Here is a 21,360-nt window from a genome sequence, read left to right as displayed (position 1 = left end):
GGAACGGCAAGGGGCCCAGGTCGGCATAGGCCGCGGTCAGCGACAGGCTCTTGTTCGGGAAGTAGGCGATGAACACGTCTTTCATCGTGCCGGGCGAGCCGATGGCCGTGGCGCTGGAATTGATCGGGTACTTCATGTTGTCGGGCTGCTGGCGGAACTCGCCACCCACGGCCACATCCGGGCGCAGGAATACCGCCGCCGAGCCTTCGAGTTCGGCGTGGTAGCGGTCGTTGCTCTTGGTTCCCAGCGCACCGGCGATGCCGTTGTTGGCGTTGGTGCCAAAACCCAGCAGACCCATGGCGTTGGCCTTGGTGCCGCGCAAGGTCAGGTTGACCAGGGTGACGCGATGGAACAGGCCGTTGAGGAACACCTTGGTAGCGGCCACGTAGAAATCGGTCCCCGAGTCGCTGGCGGCGCCGAGGAATTTCGGGATGCCGATGGGGCCCAGCCCGGAGAAGTTGCTGTCGAAATCGTTGTTCTTCTTGTACTTGATGCCCACGGAAACCTGGGGATAGGGCGTATAGAGCACATCGCCGAACAGCCGGGCCTTCAGCCCCAGCACGTCCATGCTGATGGTCTGGTTGCCCAGATTGATACTCGGCGCTACGCCGCCGCTATTGACCACCCCGAGCCCACCGGGCTGATTGCCCAGCACGCCCAGGCTGGACAGACCGCCCAGATTGACGTTGAGATTCTCATGGGCCACCGAGATCTCGAAGCGGTTGTGAATGCCCACGGCCGCGCCCAGGGTGGTCAGCCCATAGTTCGGCACAGTGACGTAGGTGCCGGTGACCGAGCCGCCGACCTCGTCGCCCGTGTCATAACCGGCAATCACCGCCCAGGGGGTGATGCCGCCCCCCGTGGAGCCGCCCACCTCGGTGACCCCGCTGGTCGCCAGCAGCCGACTGCCCTGCGCATGCGCAGCGCTCATTCCCCAGACCCCCAGCCCTGCCACGGCTGTGGCCGCGAGGGTTCTCTTCCAACGATGTGCACTCATGGTCTCGCTCCTTATGGTCAGACGTTTCACTCCACGCGCGTGAAATGACCGCAGCCGCAAGCCGACCCCTGCCGGTTTTCGTCTGCGATATGAGCGATACGCCGCGTCAGAGGCAGTGGATTCAGAAAACTCGAACAAAACTCCGAGAGAGATGTAACTTTTTGCATCTTTAACCCGTGCTGCATCACTTTTGGAGTGCGCTTAGCATCAAGCCATGAACACTTCGCCCATCCCACCCGAGTCCGACGTCCTGTTTTGGGAAGACTTTCCCGCAGGGGCCGTGCGCGACTGCGGCAGCACCCTGGTCAGCCGTGAAGCCGTGCTCGACTTCGCCCGCCAGTTCGACCCGCAACCTTTCCACGTCGACGATGAAGCGGCCAAAAACTCCCTTTTCGGCGGGCTCGCCGCCAGCGGCTGGCATACCTGCAGCATGGCGATGCGGCTGATGTGCGACGCCTATCTGCTGCGTTCGACCAGCCTGGGCTCGCCCGGCATCGACGAATTGCGCTGGTTGAAGCCCGTCCACCCGGGCGATCGGCTGCGCCTTCGCATGACGGTGCTGGCCGCGCGCCCCATGCGCAGCAAGCCCGATGTCGGGCTAGTGCAGTCGCAGTGGGAGCTTTTCAATCAACACGATGACTGCGTGCTGAGCATGAAGGGCTGGGGCATGTTCAAGCGGCGCGCACCGGGCGCCGAGGGCCCAGAGGCTGGCGCGCAACCCTGATCGGCATGCCCAAGCACTGAAGTAGGCCGCAGCGTCACCGTGCTGCGCGGCAGCAAGATGGCCGGAAAATTGCTTGCAGATCAGCCTCGGCAAGCTGCTGACATACGAACGGCCTACCATTTGACCCGCACTTGGCGCACACGATTTCAATGACGTGCGTCAATTTTTCCTGGCCAGGCGGGTTTTTCAGCCCTATTCCTGCCGCGCTTCTCCCTACACTGAATCTGGATTTTTCTCATGGTCACTTCGACACAGACAGAACACAATATGGGCGCCACCCCCTCTTTCGACATGGTGTTGTTCGGCGGCACCGGCGATCTGGCCATGCGCAAGCTGCTGCCCGCGCTGTATCAGGCGCACCAATCCGGCACCTTGCATCCCACCGGGCGCATCGTCGCACTCGGCCGGGGCGCGCTGACGCTGGATGACTATCTGGCGCAGGTGCGCACCCAATCGGGCCCGCACCTCAAGGCTGATTTCAGCTCCCCGGTCTGGGCGGCCTTCGCAGCCCGCATCACCTATCTCAAGCTCGACGCCGCTCACCCGGCGGATTTCGACGCCCTGGCCGAACTGCTGGGCGCCGACAGCGCGCATGTCACCGTCTGCTACCTCGCCACCGCGCCGTCCCTGTTTGCCGACATCTGCGCGCAACTCGCCCGCGTCGGGCTCAATCATCCCGACGTGCGCGTGGTGCTGGAAAAACCCCTGGGCCACGATCTGGATTCTTCCGATGCCATCAATGCAGCGGTGGCTCAGTCCTTTGCCGAGAGCCAGCTCTACCGTATCGACCACTATCTGGGCAAGGAGTCGGTGCAGAATCTCATGGCCATGCGCTTTGGCAACGTGCTGTTCGAGCCGCTGTGGCGCCGCGAGTGGGTGGACAACGTGCAGATCACCATCGCCGAAGACCTGGGCGTGGAGGGACGCGGCGAGTTTTACGACAAAACCGGCGCGCTGCGCGACATGGTGCAGAACCACCTGCTGCAACTGCTGTGCATGGTGGCCATGGAGCCGCCGGCAAGTTTGCAGGCCGATGCCATTCGCGACGAGAAGCTCAAGGTGCTGCAGGCACTCAAGCCCTTTGCCGAGGCCGATGTGGCCACCCGGACGGTACGCGGACAATACCGTGCCGGCGCCATCGACGGCAAACCCGTGACGGGCTATCTGCAAGAGGCCGACATCGAGCCGGCCAGCCGCACCGAAACCTTCGTGGCGATCAAGGCCGAGGTTGTCAACTGGCGCTGGGCCGGAGTGCCCTTCTTTCTGCGCACCGGCAAACGGCTGCAGGAACGGCTGGCGGAAATTGTCATCAACTTCCGGGCGGTGCCGCTATCGCTGTTTGGCGGCCCGGTCGGGCTGCAGGGGGCCAACCGCCTGGTCATCCGGCTGCAGCCCGATGAGAGCATCAGCCTGCATTTTCTCGCTAAGGAGCCCGGCGACGGCATGCGGCTGCACCCCACCCAGCTCGATCTGGATTTCGAGTCCACCGCACAAAAACGCCGCGCCGACGCCTATGAGCGGCTGCTGCTCGACGTGATCCGCGGCCAGCTGGGGCTGTTCATGCGCCGCGACGAACTCACCGCCGCCTGGCGCTGGGTGGAGCCCATTCTCGACTGCTGGGAACGCAATGGCGAAGCGCCCAAGAACTACACCGCGGGCACCTGGGGGCCGGCCGCCTCCAGCGCCCTGCTCTCGCGCGATGGCGCTTCATGGCACGAGGAACTGTGAGTGATGCTGCACCTCTGCACCACCCCGCAGGAGCAGATCGACCGATTGGTGCGCACCCTCGCCGACGCGCTGGCGCAGGACATCGCCCAGCGCGGGCGGGCCGTGCTGGCGGTCTCCGGCGGGCGCTCGCCCATTCCCTTGTTTCAAGCGCTGGCGCGGGCGCCGATCGACTGGCCGCGCGTCATCCTCACCCTGGTTGACGAGCGGCTGGTGCCGCCTGACCACGCCGACAGCAACGCCGCCCTGGTGCGCGCCCATTTGCTAACGGGCGCCGCCGCGCAGGCCCGGTTCCTGCCGCTGGTTGACGATGCGTCCGATCTGGCCGGTTGCGTGGCCCGTGCCAACGCCCAATTCCGCGCGCTGGAGCAACCCCTCACCGCTGCGCTGCTGGGCATGGGCGATGACGGCCACACCGCCTCGCTGTTTCCCGGCGCGGCCGAACTGCCCGTCGGGCTTAGCCCAGACTATCCCCTGCCCTACCTGGCCGTGACGCCACCGCACGCCGCACACACGCGCATCAGCCTGAGCCTGGCCGCCCTGCTCGGCGCGGGTCGGCTGCTGCTGTCGATTTCGGGCGAGACCAAACGCGCCGTCTATGCACGCGCCAGTGAACCGCCGCCCAGTCCACACCTGCCCATTGGCTACCTCATCCAGCAGTCAAAAACGCCGTTCGACGCCTACTGGGCGCCCTGACTCCCCTGACTCTATTGGGCGCCCTGATTCCGTCACCTTGATTCTGTCACCCTGACTCATGACGCCCACCCCCCGTTTTCCCCGATCCAGCGGCGTGCTGCTGCACCTCACCAGTCTGCCCAGCCCGCATGGCAGCGGCGATCTCGGGCCTGCGGCCTACCACTTCATCGACTGGCTGCATGCCGCAGGCCAGTCGGTCTGGCAATTCCTGCCGCTGGGCGGTATCGGTCTGGGCGGCTCGCCCTATATGAGCAGTTCGGCCTTCGCCGGCAATGTGCTGCTGATCGACCTCACCGAGTTGCACCGGCGCGGCTGGCTGGAAGCCGACGATCTTGTCGCGCAAGACAGGCTGTCGGACGAGCGCGTGCAGTTCGACCGCGTCATCCCCTTTCGCATGGAACGTCTGCGCCGGGCCGCGGCGCGGTTCGAGACAAGCGCCACGCCGCAGGAACGCGCCGATCTGGCCGCCTTCCAAACCAAGCACGCCGTCTGGCTCGACGACTACGCGTTGTTCATGGCGCTGTCCGAGCACTTCGGTGAACGGTTGTGGAATACCTGGGACTCCGCGCTTTCGCAGCGCCAGCCCGAGGCGCTGCACCGCGCACGCGCGCAGCACGCCGAGCGCATCGCTTTCTGGACCTTCGCTCAATGGTGTTTCTTCCGTCAATGGGCCGCGCTGCGCGCCTACGCCCACGACAAAGGCGTGCGGCTGATGGGCGACATGCCGATTTTCATTGCGCTCAACAGCGCCGATGTGTGGGCCCGGCCCGATCTGTTCCAGCTCGACGCCAACGGCCATCCCACGGTCGTCGCCGGGGTGCCGCCCGACTATTTTTCCGCCACCGGACAGCGCTGGGGCAACCCGCATTACCGCTGGGCGGCGCACGAGGCCGAAGGGTTTGCCTGGTGGATCGCGCGGCTGCGCGCCACCTTCGAACTGGTCGACTGGGTACGCGTCGATCATTTCCGCGGCTTTGAGAGCTGCTGGGAAATTCCCGCCGACGAGCCCACGGCCATCGGCGGCCGCTGGGTGCAGGCGCCCGGCGTCGCGCTGTTCGAGGCGGTGTCCAAAGCCCTCGGCCCGCTGCCCATCATTGCCGAAGATCTGGGCGTCATCACGCCCGAAGTCACTGCCCTGCGCCAGCAATTCGGTTTTCCCGGCATGCGCATCCTGCACTTCGCCTGGGGGCAGAACGATGGCGGCCACAACGCCTACCTGCCACACAACTACGCCCACGACACCGTGGTCTATCCCGGCACGCACGACAACGACACCTCGCAGGGCTGGTGGGCGACCGCGCCCGAGGCCGTGCGCCACCATCTGCGCGAATACCTCGCCTGCGACGGTGGCGACATCGCCTGGACGCTGATCCGCGCCGCCAGCGCCAGCGTGGCCGACGTCGCCCTGTTCGCCCTGCAGGACGTGCTGCGTCTGGATGGCGCGCAGCGCATGAACACGCCAGGCACGGCGCAAGGCAACTGGACCTGGCGCTTCACCTGGGATCAGGTACAACCGGGGCATGCGGCTGGCCTGCTGCGTTTCGGCCAGCTCTACAACCGCCTACCCGCCTGAACTGGAACCTCGCCATGCTGACCGAACACGACATCGCCGACCTCGCCGCAGGCCACCACGCCGACCCGTTTGGCGTGCTCGGCATGCATCTGCGCGGCGCCACGCTGTGGGTGAACGCCGCGCTGCCCGGCGCGCTGGGTGTGGAGGTGATCGAGCGCACCAGCGGCGCATCGGTCGGCGCGCTGGAGCGGCAGGACGACACCGCAGTATTCAGCGCCCGCATGGGCCGCCGCCGCAAGCCCTTCGACTATCTGCTGCGGGTGACCTGGCCGCCCTTGCAACCGGGCGACCCGAACTGGGTGGCCGACCTCGAAGACCCCTACCGTTTTCCGCAAGTACTGGGCGAGACCGACGCCTGGCTGCTGGCCGAAGGCACCCACCTGCGTCCCTACGAATGTCTGGGCGCGCATCCGGGCGAGATGCTCGGCGTGGCCGGCACACGCTTTGCGGTGTGGGCGCCCAACGCCCGGCGCGTTTCGGTGATCGGCGATTTCAACGGCTGGGACGGCCGCCGCCACCCCATGCGGCTGCGGCGCGAATGCGGCGTGTGGGAGCTGTTCCTCCCCGGCGTGAGCCAGGGCGCGCTGTACAAATTCGAAGTCCTCACCCAGCACGGCGAGCTGCTGCAAAAGGCCGATCCGCTGGCCTTCCGCGCCGAACTGCGACCCAACACCGCCAGCATCGTGCAAGGCCTGCCGCCGCTGCATTCGCCGCGCCCCGGTATGGCGCAGGCCAATGGCTTCGAGGCGCCCATCAGCATCTATGAAGTGCATCTGGGCTCATGGCGCAAGGTGGAGGGCTGGCGCTGGCTGAGCTGGCGCGAACTGGCCGAGACCCTGGTGCCCTATGCCCGCGACCTGGGCTTCACCCATCTGGAGCTGCTGCCGGTCACCGAGCACCCGTTCGACGGCTCATGGGGCTATCAGCCCATCAGCCTGTATGCGCCCACCGCGCGTTTCGGCACGCCCGAAGACTTTCAGTATTTTGTCGATGCCGCGCACGACGCCGGACTCGGCGTGATTCTCGACTGGGTACCGGCGCACTTTCCGTCCGACCCGCATGGTCTGGCCAACTTCGACGGCACCCACCTCTACGAATACGCCGACCCGAAAGAAGGCTTCCACCACGACTGGAACACCCTGATCTACAACTTCGGCCGCACCGAAGTGCGCAACTATCTGGTGGCCAACGCCCTGTACTGGCTGGAACGCTTCAATGTGGACGGCCTGCGCGTGGACGCCGTGGCCTCCATGCTGTACCGCGACTACAGCCGCCCGGCCGGTCAGTGGGTGCCCAACAAGTTCGGCGGACGCGAGAACCTCGAAGCCATCGACTTCCTGCGCCGCATGAACCACACCGTCGGCGTGCAGCGCCCCGGCGCCATCACCCTCGCGGAAGAATCCACCGCCTTTCCCGGCGTCAGCCGCCCGCCCAGCGACGACCTGCAAGGTGGCGGCCTGGGCTTTCACTACAAATGGAATATGGGCTGGATGCACGACAGCCTGAGCTACATCCGCCGCGATCCGGTGCACCGCAAGTACCACCACAACGAGCTGACCTTCAGCATGATGTACGCCTATGACGAGAACTTCGTGCTGCCGCTCTCGCACGACGAAGTGGTGCATGGCAAAGGCTCGCTGCTCGCCAAGATGCCGGGCGACCGCTGGCAACAGTTCGCCAATCTGCGCGCCTATCTCGGCTATCTATTCAGCCATCCTGGCAAGAAGCTGCTGTTCATGGGTGACGAATTCGCGCAGGCTTCGGAGTGGCAGTCCGACTACAGCCTCGACTGGGACGCGCTGCTGCACTCGCCCAACCAGGGCGTGCAACGGCTGGTGCGCGACCTCAACCTCACCTACCGCGCCCACCCCGCGCTGCATCAGCTCGACCATCACCCGGGCGGCTTCACCTGGATTACCTACGACGACGCCACGCAATCGGTGCTGGCCTACGAGCGCGGCACGCGCGAAGGCAGTCGCTTCGTCGTGCTGTGCAACTTCACCCCCACCCCGCGGCACGACTACCGCATCGGCGTGCCGCAAGGCGGGCGCTGGGAGTCGCTGATCAATACCGACGATGCGGTGTATGACGGCTCCGGCCTGCCACTGGCCCTGCGCGAGGCCGAACCTCAGCCCTCGCATGGACGCCCGTTCTCGCTGCAACTCACCTTGCCGCCGCTGGCCTGCGTCATCCTGCGACCGGCGTCCTGAACCATGAGCGCGCAACGCCGCCGGGCAAAACACCCCGTCAAACCCGCCCCCCTCGGGCTGCAAGCCGCACGGGTTGCGAGCCTGGGCGCGCAACTGCAGGCCGATGGCGTGCACTTCGCCCTGGCCGCGCCGCACGCGCAGGCCGTGGAGCTTTGCCTGTTCGCCCCGGACGGGCAGACCGAAGTCGCCCGCCTGCCCCTGCACGCGCAACGCGACGGCATCTGGCAAGGCGTGCTGACCGCAGAATCCGGCGGCGTCGAAGGGCTGATTTACGGCTGGCGGGTGCACGGTCCCTGGTCGCCCAAAGAAGGCCACCGCTTCAACCCGGCCAAGCTGCTGCTCGACCCCTGCGCCCGCGAAGTCGTCGGCCGCTACGACGGCTGCGACGTGCACCTCGGCCACGATCCGGCCCACCCCGACCGACCCGATCCGCGAGACAACGCCGCCACCGCGCTCAAGGCCCGTGTGGTTGCCGATCTGCCCCCTTTGGCGCAGCCCCGCCCCGCCATCGACCCGGCGCAGCGGGTGATCTACGAACTGCACGTCAAGGGTTTCACCGCCCAGCACCCCGACGTGCCCCCCGCCCTGCGCGGCAGCTACGCCGGGCTGGCGCACCCGGCCAGCATCGATTACCTCAAGGCGCTGGGCGTCACTACGGTCAGCCTGCTGCCCATTGCATTGCGCGCCGACGAAGCCCGGCTGCTACAGACTGGCCTGAGCAATTACTGGGGCTACACCCCCATCGCCTGGGCCGCGCCCGAAACCCGGCTGTGGAGCGGCGCCGAGGGCAGCACGCCGCGCAGCGAGTTTCGCGCCCTGGTCGATGCCCTGCACGCCGCCGGGCTGGAGGTGATTCTCGACGTGGTCTACAACCACACCGCCGAGCTCGATCCGCACACCGGCCCCACCCTGTCGATGCGCGGCATCGACAACGCGCTCTACTACCACCGCAACCCGCAAGAGCCCGAGCGCACGCTCGACTGGACGGGCTGCGGCAACAGCGTCAACCTCAACGAGCCCCTGGTGCTGCGCGTGGCCATGGACAGCCTGCGCCGCTGGGTGAGCGAGTTCGGCGTGGACGGCTTTCGCTTCGATCTGGCCAGCACGCTGGCGCGCGGCACGGCGCGGGTGCAATACGATTTCCAGCCCGACGGCGCTTTTCTCAGCGCCCTCTCGCAAGACCCGGTACTGTGCAACTGCCTGCTCATCGCCGAGCCCTGGGATCTGGGGCCGGGGGGCTACCGCCTGGGCGGCTTTCCGCCCGGCTGGCTGGAGTGGAACGACCGCTTTCGCGACACCCAGCGCGGTTTCTGGCTGCAGCATCAAAACGCGCCCAGCGAGTTCGCCACCCGGCTGGCGGGGTCGAGCGATGTGTTCCGCCCGGCGCTGCGCGGCGCGCACAGCAGCGTGAACTTCATCACCGCGCACGACGGCTTCACCCTGCGCGACCTGGTCAGCTACGCCCACCGCCACAACCAGGCCAACGGCGAAGACAACCGCGACGGCCACGGCCACAACCTCAGCATCAACAACGGCATCGAAGGGCCCACGCAATCGGCCGACATCCTCGCAGCCCGCGCCCGGCAAAGCCGCGCCCTGCTGGCGGTGCTTCTGCTCGCACTCGGTACGCCCATGCTGCTGGCGGGCGACGAACTCGGCCACACCCAGCGCGGCAACAACAACGCTTACTGCCAGGACAATCCGATCTCCTGGATCGACTGGGCGCAGACCGATGCGTCTCTGCTCGACTTCGTGCGCGGCGCGCTGGCGTTGCGGCGCAGCCTCCCGCTGCTGCAAAGCCACGCCTGGTGGGCCCCGGTGGCCACCGCATCCCAGCCCGGCGCGGTGTGGTACCGGGCCGACGGCCACCCGATGGAACAGGCCGACTGGGCCCGCGACGACCACGGCGCGCTCATGGTTCTGTTGAGCTCCGCATCGCAGCAGGTTCTGATTCTGATCAATGCCGAGGGACAAGAAGCCGCTTTCACCCTCAGGCCGGGGGCGTGGCTGCTTAGACTGTCCTCGGACAATGGTTTTGTCGCTTTGCCCGGCGACAATGAGGCTCAGGACAAAGCCCAGCGGCTGCAAGCTCGGCAAACGCTGCCGCCCACCAGCCTGTGGATCGCCACGCTGGAGGGCGCCGCGCCGCACACCCCAGGAGACCTTTCAGCATGAAACTCGTCACCCGCCCTGCCACACCGTTCGAAGGCCAGCGCCCCGGCACTTCCGGGCTGCGCAAAAAAGTCAGCGTGTTCCAGCAACCCGGCTATCTCGAAAACTTTGTGCAGGCCTTGTTCAACGTGCTGGGTGATGCCAGCGGCAAGACCCTGGTGGTGGGCGGTGACGGGCGCTACTACAACCGCGTCGCCATCCAAACCATTCTGCGCATGGCCGCGGCGCACGGCTACGCGCGGGTGCTGGTGGGGCAAGGCGGCATTCTGTCCACCCCGGCGATGAGCGCCGTCATCCGCCGCCGGGCGGCCAGCGGCGGCATCGTGCTCTCGGCCAGCCACAACCCCGGCGGGCCGCAGGGCGACTTCGGCATCAAATACAACATCGCCAACGGCGGCCCGGCGCCCGAATCGGTCACCGAGGCCATCTATCTGCGCTCGCGTGAGGTGCATGAAATCCGTACGGTCGATAGCCCCGACCTGCCGCTGGACGCACTCGGCGCCCACACCCTGCTGGGCACGCAGATCGAGATCATCAACCCGGTGGCCGACTATTGCGCCGTGCAGCGCGAACTGTTCGATTTCGACGCCATTCGCGCCCTGTTCGCCCGCGGCTTCCGCCTGCGGCTCGACACCATGTGGGCGGTCGGCGGCCCCTATGCCAAAGCCCTGCTCGAAGACGAACTCGGCGCGCCCAAGGGCACGGTGGTCAACGCCGAACCGCGCGAAGACTTCGGCGATCTTCACCCCGACCCCAACCCGGTCAACGCCACCGACCTGATCGACCACATGGCCGCAGCCGACGCCCCCGACATGGGCGCCGCCACCGACGGCGACGCCGACCGCAACATGATCGTCGGCCGCAACTTCGTGGTCTCGCCGTCCGATAGCCTCGCCGTGCTGGCGGCGCACGCCACCCGCATTCCGGGCTACGCCGCCGGTCTGGCCGGCGTGGCGCGCTCCATGCCCACCTCCACCGCCGTCGACCGGGTCGCCGCCTCGCTGGGCGTGGCCTGCTTTGAGACCCCCACCGGCTGGAAGTTTTTCGGCAACCTGCTCGATGCCGGCAAGGTCACCCTCTGCGGTGAGGAGAGCTATGGCACCGGCTCGAATCACATCCGCGAAAAGGACGGCCTGTGGGCCGTGCTGTTCTGGCTCAATCTCGTTTCGGTCACCGGCAAGTCGGTGGAACAACTGGTGCGCGAACTATGGGCCGAGCATGGCCGCTGCGTGTATTCGCGCCACGATTACGAGGGCATTCCCACCGAACAGGCCGACGCGCTGATGCACGACCTGCGCGCCGCCCTGCCCGACCTGCCCGGAAAAATTCTTGCGGGCGAACCCGTGGCGCTGGCCGACGACTTCGCCTACACCGACCCCACCGACGGCAGCGTCAGCAGCAAACAAGGCGTGCGCATCATTCTGCAAAGCGGCTCGCGCGTGGTGTTCCGCCTCTCGGGCACGGGCACCGAAGGCGCCACGTTGCGCATCTACCTCGAGCGCCACGAGCCCGACCCGGCACGCCACGACTTGCCCGCGCAGACCGCGCTCGCCCCCCTGATCGCCCTGGCCGAGCAAGTCGCCCGGGTGCGTCATTTCACCGGAATGGACACCCCCAGCGTGATGACCTGACACTCAGTTTGCCTTCGAGCTTCACCCCTAAAACACACAGGAGACCTGCCATGAATCAGAACCGTCCGGTGCAGCCGATGACCCCGCAAGACCGTCAGACCCAGCCGCACATGCTCGTGCGCCGCTCCATCGCCCTGGTGTTGGCCGGCGGACGCGGCTCGCGGCTCAAGCAACTCACCGACAAGCGCGCCAAGCCCGCGGTGTATTTCGGCGGCAAATTCCGCATCATCGACTTCGCGCTGTCCAACTGCGTCAATTCCGGTATCCGCCGCATCGGCGTGATCACCCAATACAAATCGCACTCGCTGTTGCGCCACCTGCAGCGCGGCTGGAGTTTTCTGCGCGCCGAGCTCAACGAAATGGTCGATCTGCTCCCCGCGCAGCAACGGGTCGATGAAGAGCACTGGTACCGCGGCACCGGCGACGCGGTCTATCAGAACATCGACATCATCCAGTCGAGCAAGCCCGAATATGTGGTGATTCTGGCCGGTGATCACGTTTACAAGATGGACTACTCCATCATGCTGCAAGACCATGCGACGAGTGGCGCGGAGGTCACCGTGGGCTGCATCGAAGTGCCGCGCAACGAGGCCAGCGCCTTCGGTGTCATGGCCATCGACGCCAACCGCAAGATCGTCGAGTTCATCGAAAAACCCGCCGATCCCCCCGCCATGCCGGGCAACGACCAGATGTCGCTGGCCAGCATGGGCATCTACATCTTCAACGCCAGCGCGCTCTACCGCATGCTGGGCGAAGACATGGCCGACGTAGGCTCCACGCACGACTTCGGCAAGGACATCATCCCCAAAGCGGTGCGCGAAGGCCTGGCGCACGCGCATCCCTTCTCGATGTCGTGCGTGCAGGGCGGGCAGCAAAGCCAGCCCTATTGGCGCGACGTCGGCACGCTCGACGCTTTCTGGGCCGCCAATCTCGACCTGGCCTCCGTCACCCCCGAGCTCAATCTCTACGACACCGAATGGCCGATCTGGACCAGCCAGCGCCAGCTCCCTCCGGCCAAGTTCGTGCAAGACCACAACGGCAGTCACGGCAAGACCATCAACATGATGGTCTCTGGCGGGTGCATTCTCTCGGGCTCCTCGGTCAGCAACTCGGTGCTGTTCTCCAATGTGCGGGTGCACTCGTTCTGCACCATCAACGAGTGCGTGCTGTTGCCCGATGTGCTCGTCAACCGCTCCTGCCGCCTGAACAAAGTCATCCTCGACCGCGGCTGCGTGCTGCCCGAGGGGATGGTGATCGGCGAAGACCCGGTACTCGACGCCAAACGCTTCGAGCGCACGAGCAACGGCGTGGTACTGGTGACCAAAAAGATGCTGCGCGCCCTCGGCGAGACCGAGCTGAACGAGGAAGACGATGACTGAACCTAGCCCCCAAGCTGCGGCTTCGCTCGCGCTGCCCCCCGAGGGGGCGCACCCCGCCTTGGGGCGGCCCGGCGGCGGGGTGGCCTTGCGCGTGCTGCAGGTCAGCGCCGAAATCTTCCCCCTGCTCAAGACCGGCGGTCTGGCCGACATCGCCGGCGCCCTGCCCGCGGCGCTGGCCACGGCCGGTTGCGACACGCGCGTGCTGCTGCCCGGTTTTCCCGCCATCCGCACCGGTTTGGCGAACGGCGAAACCGTCGGTCAATTCACCCTACCCTGGGGCGAGACCGTCGCCGTGCTGCTCGGCACGCTACCCGCCGTGCCAGGCGCCGAGGGCCGCCCGGTACACGCCTATGTGCTCGACGCGCCCAGCCTGTACGACCGCCCGGGCAATCCCTACGAAGACGCGCAGCGCCGTCCCTATGCCGACAATCATCGCCGTTTCGCCGCGCTGGGCTGGGCGGCAGCGCGGCTGGCGCGCGGCCTTGACGCCGCCTGGGAACCGCACCTCGTGCACGGCCACGACTGGCACGCCGGCCTGACGGCAGCCTGCCTGAAATTCAGCGCAGGCAAGCCGGTGCCGTGCATCTACACCGTGCACAACCTGGCCTACCAGGGCATTTTTCCGGCGGACGTGATGGGCGATCTCGGCCTGCCTTCCGCCGCGTTTCAAGTCGATGGTCTGGAATTTCATGGCCAGATCTCGTTCATGAAGGCCGGTCTGTTTTACGCCGACAAAATCACCACGGTCAGCCCCAGCTATGCGCGCGAAATCCAGACGCCCGAACAGGGCTTCGGCCTCGACGGGCTGCTGCGCACCCGGCGCAACGACCTCAGCGGTATTCTCAACGCGGTCGATGCGGCCGTGTGGAATCCCGCGACCGACGCCCACATTCCGCGGCACTACGGCGCCGAAAGTCTCTCGGGCAAGTCGCGCTGCAAAGCCGCATTGCAAGAAGAAGCCGGTCTGGCTCTCAGCAAAGACACGCCCCTGTTCACCGTGGTCAGCCGCCTGACCCAGCAGAAAGGTCTCAACCTCGTACTCGCCGCCATCGACACCCTGGTTGAAGGCGGCGGGCAGTTGCTGGTCTTGGGCAGCGGCGATCACGAACTGGAAACGGCCTTCGGCCACGCGGCGCAGCGTCATGCGGGCAGCGTTGCCCTGCGCGTCGGCTATGACGAAGCCTATGCGCACCGCATTTTTGCCGGCAGCGACATCACCCTCGTGCCTTCCCGCTTTGAACCCTGCGGCCTCACCCAGATGTACGGCCTGCTCTACGGCAGCCTGCCGCTGGTGCGCGCCGTGGGCGGTCTGGCCGACACCGTGGTCGACGCCGACCTCGCCACGCTCGACGACGGCACGGCCACGGGCATTGTTTTTGCTAGCTTTTCCGAGGCCGATTACCGCCACGCGGTGCGGCGTGCGCTGGCCCTCTATCGCCAGCCGCGCGCCTGGTCGCGGGTGCGGCAAACCGGCATGCATCAAGACTTCAGCTGGACGCAGGCGGCCCGGCAATACCGAGCGGTCTACCAGGCTGCCCTCCCGAATTTCTCTCGCGCTCTCACATGACCCCCGAACCTAAACCGCCCCTCCCCGAAGCCGCCTCGGTCCCCTTCGTTCACGACACGCCGCCGCATGACGTGCCGGCGCTCAAGCGCGCGATCTCCAACAAGCTGATGTTCCAGATCGGCAAAGACCCGCATTCGGCGCAGCCCATCGACTGGCTGCATGCCGCGTCTTACGCCGTGCGCGACCTGATGGTGGAGCACTGGTTCGACACCACCCACGCCCGCAACGAAAAAGACGCCAAGCAGGTCTATTACCTGTCGATGGAATTTCTCATCGGCCGCGCGTTTTCCAATGCGCTGATCGCGCTCGAACTCACTGCGCCGCTACGCGCCGCACTGGCCGAATTAGGCGTGGACATGAACGCCATCGCCGATCTGGAGCCCGACGCCGCTTTAGGCAACGGCGGTCTGGGCCGCCTGGCCGCCTGCTTTCTCGACAGCATGGCCACGCTGGGCATCCCCGGTTACGGCTACGGCATCCGCTACGACTACGGTATGTTCCGCCAGACCATCGTCGATGGCCGCCAGGTGGAGACGCCCGACTACTGGCTGACCGACGGCAATCCCTGGGAGTTCCCGCGCCCCGAAGTGGTGTACCGCGTGCAATTCGGCGGTCACGTGATCAAAGAGGGCGACCGCGCCCGCTGGGTGGACACCCACGATGTCGAGGCCATGGCGTACGACACCATCATTCCCGGCTACGACACCACTACGACCAACACCCTTCGTCTGTGGTCGGCCAAGGCCACCAAGGAGATCGATCTGGGCGCCTTCAACCGCGGCGACTACTTCGGCGCGGTCGAGCAGAAAAACCATTCCGAAAACGTCTCGCGCGTGCTCTACCCTGACGATTCGACCGACGCGGGGCGCGAACTGCGGTTGCATCAGGAATACTTTTTCTGCAGCGCCAGCGTGCAAGATTTGATGCGCCGCTACCTGCAAACGCACACCACCTTCGACCAGTTCGCCGACAAGGTGTCCATCCACCTCAACGACACCCATCCGGTGCTCGCCATTCCCGAGCTGATGCGCCTGTTCCTCGACGTGCATCACCTGCCCTTCAACGATGCCTGGCGCATCTGTCAGGGCGTGTTCTCCTACACCAACCACACCCTGATGTCGGAAGCGCTTGAAACCTGGCCGATCGACATGCTGGGCCGCGTATTGCCCCGCCACCTGCAGATCATCCTCGACATCAACGCCTACTTCCTCACCCGGCTCACGCAGAAGCACGGGCACGACGTCAACCTCATGCGCCATGTGTCGCTGGTGAATGAGTCGGGCTCGCGCGCCATCCGCATGGCCTATCTGGCGGTCATCGCCAGCCATTCGGTGAATGGCGTGTCGGCGCTGCACTCCGAACTCATGCAGCAGTCCATCTTTGCCGATTTCGCCAAGATCTGGCCCGCCCGATTCAACAACAAGACCAACGGCATCACCCAGCGCCGCTGGCTGGCGCTGGCCAATCCGCCTCTGGCCGCGCTGCTCGATAAAACCATCGGCGCCCACTGGCGCCGCGACCTGTCCGAACTGGCCAAGCTGCGTCCCCTGCTCGGCAGCTCAGACCTCGTCAAAGAGTTCCAGAGCGCCAAGCGCAGCAACAAGGCGCGTTTCGCCGCATGGCTGAAGGCCCATCACAACATGACCATTCCGGTCGACGCGCTCTACGACGTGCAGGTCAAGCGCATCCACGAGTACAAGCGCCAGTTGCTCAATGTGCTGCACGTCATCACCCGCTATCTGCGCATCCTCGAGCAGCCGGGCAGCGTCACCGTGCCGCGCGTGGTGATCTTCGCCGGCAAGGCCGCCTCGGCCTATCACATGGCCAAGCTCATCATCCAGCTCATCAACGATGTGGCCAAAACCATCAACAACGATGACCGTGTGGGCGATCTGCTCAAAGTCGTGTTCGTGCCCAACTACAGCGTGAGCGCGGCCGAAGTCATCATTCCCGCGGCCGATCTGTCCGAGCAAATCTCCACCGCGGGCACCGAGGCCTCGGGCACCGGCAATATGAAGCTGGCGCTCAACGGCGCGCTGACCATCGGCACCCTCGACGGCGCCAATGTCGAAATCCAGGAGAACGTCGGCGCCGACAACATTTTCATCTTCGGCCTCAACGCGGGCGAAGTGACCGATCTGCGCATGACCGGCTACCAGCCCAACGCCATTGCCAGCGCCAACCCCGAGCTGACCCGCGTGCTCGAAACCCTGCGCGACGGCCGATTCAGCCCGGATGAACCACATCGCTATCAGAGCCTCTACGACCTGCTGGTCAACTGGGGCGACCACTACATGCTGCTGGCCGACTACGCCAGCTACATCGCCGCGCAAGGCAAGGTCGATGCGCTGTACCGCAAGCCCGACGAATGGGCGAAGCGGGCGCTGACCAATGTCGCCGGCATGGGGCCGTTCTCCTCCGACCGCACCATTGCCGAGTACGCCGAGCAGATCTGGCACGCCAAGCCCTTGCTAAGCTAAGTCCCGTCAGCTCACCCCGTGTCCGTCGATCGCTTTTTGTCCGACCAAACCTGCCCGCCGAAACCTCATGCCCACACCCAAGACCATCGACACCGCCGGCCTGCGGCTGGAGTTCACCCGCCACGGCGAGCAAGCGCTCGCCACAGCGCTCAAAACCCTCGCCGCCCTGCCCAACAAGGCGGAAGACCTGGTGAGCAAGACGGTACTCAACGGCAGCGAAAACCGTCCCGCTTGGCATGTGCTGTCCCGGCTGGGCGCCAAGGGGCTCGACGCGCCCTCACAGGCCGCTGCCGATTTTCTGCAAGCCGAGTTCACCCGTATGGCCGACTGGGTGGACAAACGGGTGGAAGAAGCCGGAGCGGAAGGGCTCGACATCATTCACCTCGGGGCCGGCGGCTCTGAAACCCCCATGCTCGCGCTGCACACCGCCCTCTCGGTGCTGCAGACTCCGCGTTGCCGCGTGCACTGGGTCGCCAACCTCGACGGTGCCACCATCGACGCCGCGTTGGCGGCGGCCAAGCCCGAGCGCAGCTGGATCATCGTCAACAGCAAGTCGTTCCGCACCCAGGAAGTCATGCGCAACGCCGACATCGCCCTGCGCTGGTTGGGCGACAGCATCGGCGCCGAAAAGGCGCGCGAACGCCTGGTTGCGCTCACCGCCAATGCCGAACTGGCGCTGCAGCGCTTCGGCTTGCCCGCCGATCAGATCTTCCGGTCGCTGCCGGAAATCGGTGGACGCTTCTCGCTGTGGAGCACCCACGGCATGGTGTTGCTGCTCGCCTTCGGCCGTGAAACCGTGACCCAGCTACACACCGGGGCGCACGACATGGATCAGCACTTCCTCAGCACCCCGCTGGAAAGCAGCGCCCCGGGGCTGATGGCTGGCCTATCCCACGCCTACCGCGTGCGCTTTGGCCTGCCCTTGCTCTCCATCGGGCTGTACGGCGATGCGTTCTCGCGCATGCCGCTGTACCTGCAACAACTGCTCATGGAATCGCTGGGAAAATCCACCAGCGCCGACGGCATGCAGCCCGTCCACGTCAGCGGCCCTGCAGTCATCAGTGGCGTGGGCACCCCCGTGCAGCACACCTATTTTCAACTGCTGCACCAGGCCGCCGTGCCCGTGTTTCACGAAATCGTCGCCGTGGCCCATCCCTGGCACCGCCACCTGCGCGAACACATGGCGCTGCTGGCCAACGCGCTGGGCCAGGCCGACGCGCTGTGGAACGGCAAAGACGCCTCAAGCTGGCAAACCGAACTCATGGCCCAAGGCATGTCGCCCGAAGCCGCCGCCCGCGCCGCGCATCACCGCGCCTGCCCCGGTGGCCGCCCGTCCACCTTCATCTGGATGGAGCATCTCAGCGCCTACCACCTCGGCGCCCTGCTGGCCCTGTATGAACATCGTACCGTCGTGGAAGGCTGGCTCTACGGCATCAATCCCTTTGACCAATGGGGCGTCGAACTCGGCAAGACCCTGGCCACCAAGATCGAAAACGCCCTGCTGTCACAAAACGCCCAAGGTCTCAGCCCCGAAACCGCGGCCTCGCTCGACTACCTGCGCACGCACAGCAACTGAACGCAGCCACGTGTGCTGCGCCCGAGCAAGTTGAGAATCCGGTCTGAAAAGTGGCCCGCCCGACTGGATTCGAACCAGTGACCTACGGCTTAGAAGGCCGTTGCTCTATCCAGCTGAGCTACGGGCAGATGGATCAGGATCGGCGCCGATGCCTTGGGTCGAAACTCCTGAAGTGGCTTCGCCCAAACTCCGGCGGGTGACCTCTGTCGGGTGGTCGGGGCGAGAGGATTCGAACCTCCGACCCTCTGCTCCCAAAGCAAAAGTTAAAATACCAGGAAACCCGCGTCATTGCTTGCTTTCTGAGTTACTCGCGCGTGGTTTGGGACAATCTGGGGACAATCAGCAAAGCTAAAGGGGTGCTGCGTGGCTTCTATTTTACAGAGAGGCAACGGCTGGCAGGTCAAGGTGAGGCGCAAGGGCGCGCCGACAATCAGCCGAACATTCGATTTAAAAATCGACGCGGAAGCCTGGGCGCGCGAAACCGAACGCGAATACCAGCGCGGGAACATCGCAGCGCTGCGTAACGACGCGGGCAGAGTGACGATCGGCGAAGTCGCCGATAGGTATCTCTCCGAAGTGGCGCCGCTTAAACGCGATCACTCGGCCGGTACGCATGCACGCATGGCTAAGGCCCGGTTTGGCGCTTTCTTCCTTGGCTCTGTGCGTTCAGTCGATGTCGCGGCTTGGCGTGATGAACAGCTTCGAGCAGGCTACTCCCCACAGTCCGTGATTCACCAGCTCAATGCACTATCCGCACTGTTCAGTCACGCGGAAAAGGAAATGAGCATTGCGTTACCCGCGGGCAACCCGGTCAAGGCCATACGCAAGCCAGCACAGCCCAAGCCTCGCGACCGACGTTTGCGGGCTGGTGAGATGGACTACCTGCTGGCTGCCGCAGCCAAGTCGCGCGCGGTTGGTGTAAAAGAGGTTTTGTTGCTCGCCGTGGAAACCAGCATGCGAATGGGCGAGTTGTTTTCCTTGCGATGGGAACACATCAAAATCAACTCTGGGAGGGGGAGAAAGTCGGCGACAGGCGCCGCTCACTTGCCGGACACGAAAAACGGTGAAAGCCGCACCGTGGCGCTGTCCAGCGTAGCCGTGGAGGCTTTACGCGCCCTGCCTCGGCGAACCGACGGCAAGGTGTTTTCCTGGAAACCCAATCATGAAAACGGCAGTTTCGAAAAAGTATGGCAACGCACGTTGTCCCGTGCGCGGACGCTGTACGAAGCTGATTGTGTCGCCCAAGAGGTGAGGCCCGACCCGGCCTTCCTCGATAACTTGCGATTCCATGATTTGCGCCATGAGGCCACGTCAAGGCTATTCGAGAAAGGCTTGGGCGTTATGGAAGTGGCCTCGATGACGGGCCACAAGTCGCTGGCCATGCTCAAGCGCTACACCCACATCGAGGCGGAGAAATTGGCGAAGAAGTTGGGATAGCATCGCGGCATGCCTGTCGTCTTTCGCCACAAGGGGTTTCGCTTCCTGTTCTTCTCGAACGAAGGCAACCCGCGTGAACCCGTTCACATCCATGCCGTCAAGGATGGAATCGACGCGAAATTCTGGCTTCAACCTGTGCGGGTAGCTTACAACGACGGGTTTGATGCCAAAACTTTGCGTGAACTTGTTCAGGTGATCGAGAACCACGTCAACGACATCGAAAGGGCCTGGGATGAACACTTTGGTTAGGGCGCAAGCCGTTACGTTCGATGACGACAGCATGCAAGTGCAGCTCTCCGATGGGCGCGTGCTTGGTGTGCCGCTGGCCTGGTTTCCGCGCCTGCTGCATGCCAATTCCGCGCAACGCGTCAACTACACGATTAGCACGCGCGGCCTGCACTGGGAAGAATTGGACGAAGATATTTCCGTCGAGGGCCTGCTTGCCGGCGTAGGCGATCTCACCCATCATCACGCCGCGGCAGCGTGATGGGTGCCATCTACCCCAAGCATTCAAGTCCTCCAGTACGCCATCCTCATCACCCTTGATGCGTTCAAGGTAGCCGTGGGCTCCGAGTTCCGGGGCAGCGCGGCGCGGAAAGCGTCGAGGTTCATCCCGGTTTCGCGCTCGATGACATTGAGCGCCACGGCGGCGGCCATGGATGCCTTGACGCCAGGCACAGCGGCGATCATCTTCTGCAGGCCGATCAGGGCGGCAACCCGGCTTTCCATGTTGTCGGTGAGCCCGCGTTGCTGACGAGCCTGCTTTTGCAGGTCAGCCATCGTGGGGTGAGCCGGGGCGGCGGCGGGCCGGGCGGTGTAGCTGCCGGTCTTGCGGATCGTGGGGAGGACTTCCTCCATCAGCCACGCCTCAAACTTTTCCGCCTCTGGCTTGCGGCTCTTGACGATCAGCCGGTATAGGTTGCCTTCGTTGATGAAGGTCAATTCGCGCATCTGCCCGCCTGACCTGACCTCACGTTTCGTTATGCCAGCCTCCTTGCAGTGATCGGCGATTGCCTTGCTGCTATTGGAGTAGCCGAGAACACTGCAAACATCGACGGCGGCGAACCACGGCGCGCCGCGCTCATCAATGATGGTACGCCGATCAGGGCGGCAACCCGGGTTTCCGAGTTGTCGGTAAGCCCGCGTTGCTGGCGAGCCTGCTTTTGCAGGTCGGCCATCGTGGGGTGAGCCGG

Annotated in this window: 17 protein-coding genes and 1 tRNA gene; 15 read left to right on the top strand and 3 right to left on the bottom strand. The window is 65.2% G+C overall.

Annotated elements, in window-relative coordinates; genetic code table 11:
• On the bottom strand, nucleotides 1-997 hold a 997-nt coding region (locus tag AC2VLV_RS10000), incomplete at its 3' end, for a DUF3034 family protein (RefSeq protein ID WP_486989837.1).
• Between the two features lie 214 nt (nucleotides 998-1,211).
• Here AC2VLV_RS10000 and AC2VLV_RS09995 point away from each other — a divergent pair.
• The 12 genes from AC2VLV_RS09995 (at nucleotide 1,212) to AC2VLV_RS09940 (ending at nucleotide 18,730) form a co-directional block, all read left to right on the top strand.
• Nucleotides 1,212-1,721 (top strand): MaoC family dehydratase, encoded by a 510-nt coding sequence (locus tag AC2VLV_RS09995; RefSeq protein ID WP_286730254.1) that lies wholly within the window; start codon nucleotides 1,212-1,214, stop codon nucleotides 1,719-1,721.
• 237 nt (nucleotides 1,722-1,958) lie between these two features.
• The gene (zwf, locus tag AC2VLV_RS09990) at nucleotides 1,959-3,449 is read left to right on the top strand and encodes a glucose-6-phosphate dehydrogenase (RefSeq protein WP_486989836.1); all 1,491 of its coding nucleotides are present in this window, start codon (nucleotides 1,959-1,961) and stop codon (nucleotides 3,447-3,449) included.
• A gap of 3 nt (nucleotides 3,450-3,452) precedes the next feature.
• Complete coding sequence (gene pgl, locus AC2VLV_RS09985; RefSeq protein WP_486989835.1) at nucleotides 3,453-4,142, top strand: 6-phosphogluconolactonase; 690 nt, start codon at nucleotides 3,453-3,455, stop codon at nucleotides 4,140-4,142.
• A complete protein-coding gene (locus tag AC2VLV_RS09980; RefSeq protein WP_486989839.1) occupies nucleotides 4,130-4,183 on the top strand; it encodes a hypothetical protein in 54 nt (17 codons plus the stop codon). Before pgl ends, AC2VLV_RS09980 begins: the two co-directional genes overlap by 13 nt.
• 17 nt (nucleotides 4,184-4,200) lie before the next feature.
• Nucleotides 4,201-5,715: a 4-alpha-glucanotransferase gene (gene malQ, locus AC2VLV_RS09975; protein ID WP_486989834.1), complete on the top strand. Its 1,515-nt coding sequence runs from the start codon at nucleotides 4,201-4,203 to the stop codon at nucleotides 5,713-5,715.
• Between the two features lie 14 nt (nucleotides 5,716-5,729).
• Nucleotides 5,730-7,925 carry a 1,4-alpha-glucan branching protein GlgB gene (gene glgB, locus AC2VLV_RS09970; protein WP_486989833.1) on the top strand — a complete coding sequence of 732 codons (2,196 nt, stop codon included), beginning with the start codon at nucleotides 5,730-5,732 and terminating at the stop codon, nucleotides 7,923-7,925.
• Between the two features lie 3 nt (nucleotides 7,926-7,928).
• Nucleotides 7,929-10,100, top strand: a complete 2,172-nt coding sequence (gene glgX / locus AC2VLV_RS09965) for a glycogen debranching protein GlgX (RefSeq protein WP_486989832.1) — start codon at nucleotides 7,929-7,931, stop codon at nucleotides 10,098-10,100.
• The gene (locus tag AC2VLV_RS09960; protein ID WP_486989831.1) at nucleotides 10,097-11,728 is read left to right on the top strand and encodes an alpha-D-glucose phosphate-specific phosphoglucomutase; all 1,632 of its coding nucleotides are present in this window, start codon (nucleotides 10,097-10,099) and stop codon (nucleotides 11,726-11,728) included. The genes glgX and AC2VLV_RS09960 overlap by 4 nt, the downstream gene beginning before the upstream one ends.
• A gap of 50 nt (nucleotides 11,729-11,778) precedes the next feature.
• Entirely contained in the window at nucleotides 11,779-13,107 is a 1,329-nt protein-coding gene (gene glgC / locus AC2VLV_RS09955) for a glucose-1-phosphate adenylyltransferase (protein ID WP_486989830.1), read from the top strand.
• An 85-nt stretch (nucleotides 13,108-13,192) separates the two neighbouring features.
• Entirely contained in the window at nucleotides 13,193-14,674 is a 1,482-nt protein-coding gene (gene glgA, locus AC2VLV_RS09950; RefSeq protein ID WP_486989838.1) for a glycogen synthase GlgA, read from the top strand.
• Nucleotides 14,671-17,154, top strand: a complete 2,484-nt coding sequence (locus AC2VLV_RS09945; RefSeq protein ID WP_486989829.1) for a glycogen/starch/alpha-glucan phosphorylase — start codon at nucleotides 14,671-14,673, stop codon at nucleotides 17,152-17,154. Before glgA ends, AC2VLV_RS09945 begins: the two co-directional genes overlap by 4 nt.
• A gap of 67 nt (nucleotides 17,155-17,221) precedes the next feature.
• Nucleotides 17,222-18,730 (top strand): phosphoheptose isomerase, encoded by a 1,509-nt coding sequence (locus tag AC2VLV_RS09940; protein WP_486989828.1) that lies wholly within the window; start codon nucleotides 17,222-17,224, stop codon nucleotides 18,728-18,730.
• Between the two features lie 51 nt (nucleotides 18,731-18,781).
• On the opposite strand, the gene AC2VLV_RS09935 is transcribed toward AC2VLV_RS09940, so the two are convergent.
• Nucleotides 18,782-18,858: transfer RNA gene (locus AC2VLV_RS09935), tRNA-Arg, on the bottom strand.
• 235 nt (nucleotides 18,859-19,093) lie between these two features.
• Between AC2VLV_RS09935 and AC2VLV_RS09930 the strand changes: the two genes are divergently transcribed.
• Genes AC2VLV_RS09930 through AC2VLV_RS09920 form a run of 3 tightly spaced genes read left to right on the top strand, consistent with a single transcriptional unit; the run spans nucleotide 19,094 to nucleotide 20,654 of the window.
• Nucleotides 19,094-20,167 carry a tyrosine-type recombinase/integrase gene (locus AC2VLV_RS09930; RefSeq protein WP_486989827.1) on the top strand — a complete coding sequence of 358 codons (1,074 nt, stop codon included), beginning with the start codon at nucleotides 19,094-19,096 and terminating at the stop codon, nucleotides 20,165-20,167.
• A gap of 9 nt (nucleotides 20,168-20,176) precedes the next feature.
• Complete coding sequence (locus AC2VLV_RS09925; protein ID WP_486989826.1) at nucleotides 20,177-20,416, top strand: DUF4160 domain-containing protein; 240 nt, start codon at nucleotides 20,177-20,179, stop codon at nucleotides 20,414-20,416.
• Entirely contained in the window at nucleotides 20,400-20,654 is a 255-nt protein-coding gene (locus AC2VLV_RS09920; RefSeq protein WP_486989825.1) for a DUF2442 domain-containing protein, read from the top strand. The genes AC2VLV_RS09925 and AC2VLV_RS09920 overlap by 17 nt, the downstream gene beginning before the upstream one ends.
• 23 nt (nucleotides 20,655-20,677) lie before the next feature.
• Here the strand turns inward: AC2VLV_RS09920 and AC2VLV_RS09915 are convergent.
• On the bottom strand, nucleotides 20,678-21,360 hold a 683-nt coding region (locus AC2VLV_RS09915), incomplete at its 5' end, for a BRO-N domain-containing protein (protein WP_486989824.1).

Source organism: Thiomonas sp. TH-17 (assembly GCF_057473305.1).
This window is presented reverse-complemented; position numbering and strand designations above follow the sequence as displayed.

What these genes read in the sequence shown, in the direction of transcription:
- AC2VLV_RS09945 (WP_486989829.1), top strand. Translation starts at nt 14,671, where the DNA reads ATGACCCCCGAACCTAAACCGCCCCTCCCCGAAGCCGCCTCGGTCCCC.
- zwf (WP_486989836.1), top strand. Translation starts at nt 1,959, where the DNA reads ATGGTCACTTCGACACAGACAGAACACAATATGGGCGCCACCCCCTCT.
- AC2VLV_RS09960 (WP_486989831.1), top strand. Translation starts at nt 10,097, where the DNA reads ATGAAACTCGTCACCCGCCCTGCCACACCGTTCGAAGGCCAGCGCCCC.
- glgC (WP_486989830.1), top strand. Translation starts at nt 11,779, where the DNA reads ATGAATCAGAACCGTCCGGTGCAGCCGATGACCCCGCAAGACCGTCAG.
- AC2VLV_RS09920 (WP_486989825.1), top strand. Translation starts at nt 20,400, where the DNA reads ATGAACACTTTGGTTAGGGCGCAAGCCGTTACGTTCGATGACGACAGC.
- AC2VLV_RS09940 (WP_486989828.1), top strand. Translation starts at nt 17,222, where the DNA reads ATGCCCACACCCAAGACCATCGACACCGCCGGCCTGCGGCTGGAGTTC.
- glgB (WP_486989833.1), top strand. Translation starts at nt 5,730, where the DNA reads ATGCTGACCGAACACGACATCGCCGACCTCGCCGCAGGCCACCACGCC.
- malQ (WP_486989834.1), top strand. Translation starts at nt 4,201, where the DNA reads ATGACGCCCACCCCCCGTTTTCCCCGATCCAGCGGCGTGCTGCTGCAC.
- AC2VLV_RS09995 (WP_286730254.1), top strand. Translation starts at nt 1,212, where the DNA reads ATGAACACTTCGCCCATCCCACCCGAGTCCGACGTCCTGTTTTGGGAA.
- pgl (WP_486989835.1), top strand. Translation starts at nt 3,453, where the DNA reads ATGCTGCACCTCTGCACCACCCCGCAGGAGCAGATCGACCGATTGGTG.
- glgX (WP_486989832.1), top strand. Translation starts at nt 7,929, where the DNA reads ATGAGCGCGCAACGCCGCCGGGCAAAACACCCCGTCAAACCCGCCCCC.
- AC2VLV_RS09925 (WP_486989826.1), top strand. Translation starts at nt 20,177, where the DNA reads ATGCCTGTCGTCTTTCGCCACAAGGGGTTTCGCTTCCTGTTCTTCTCG.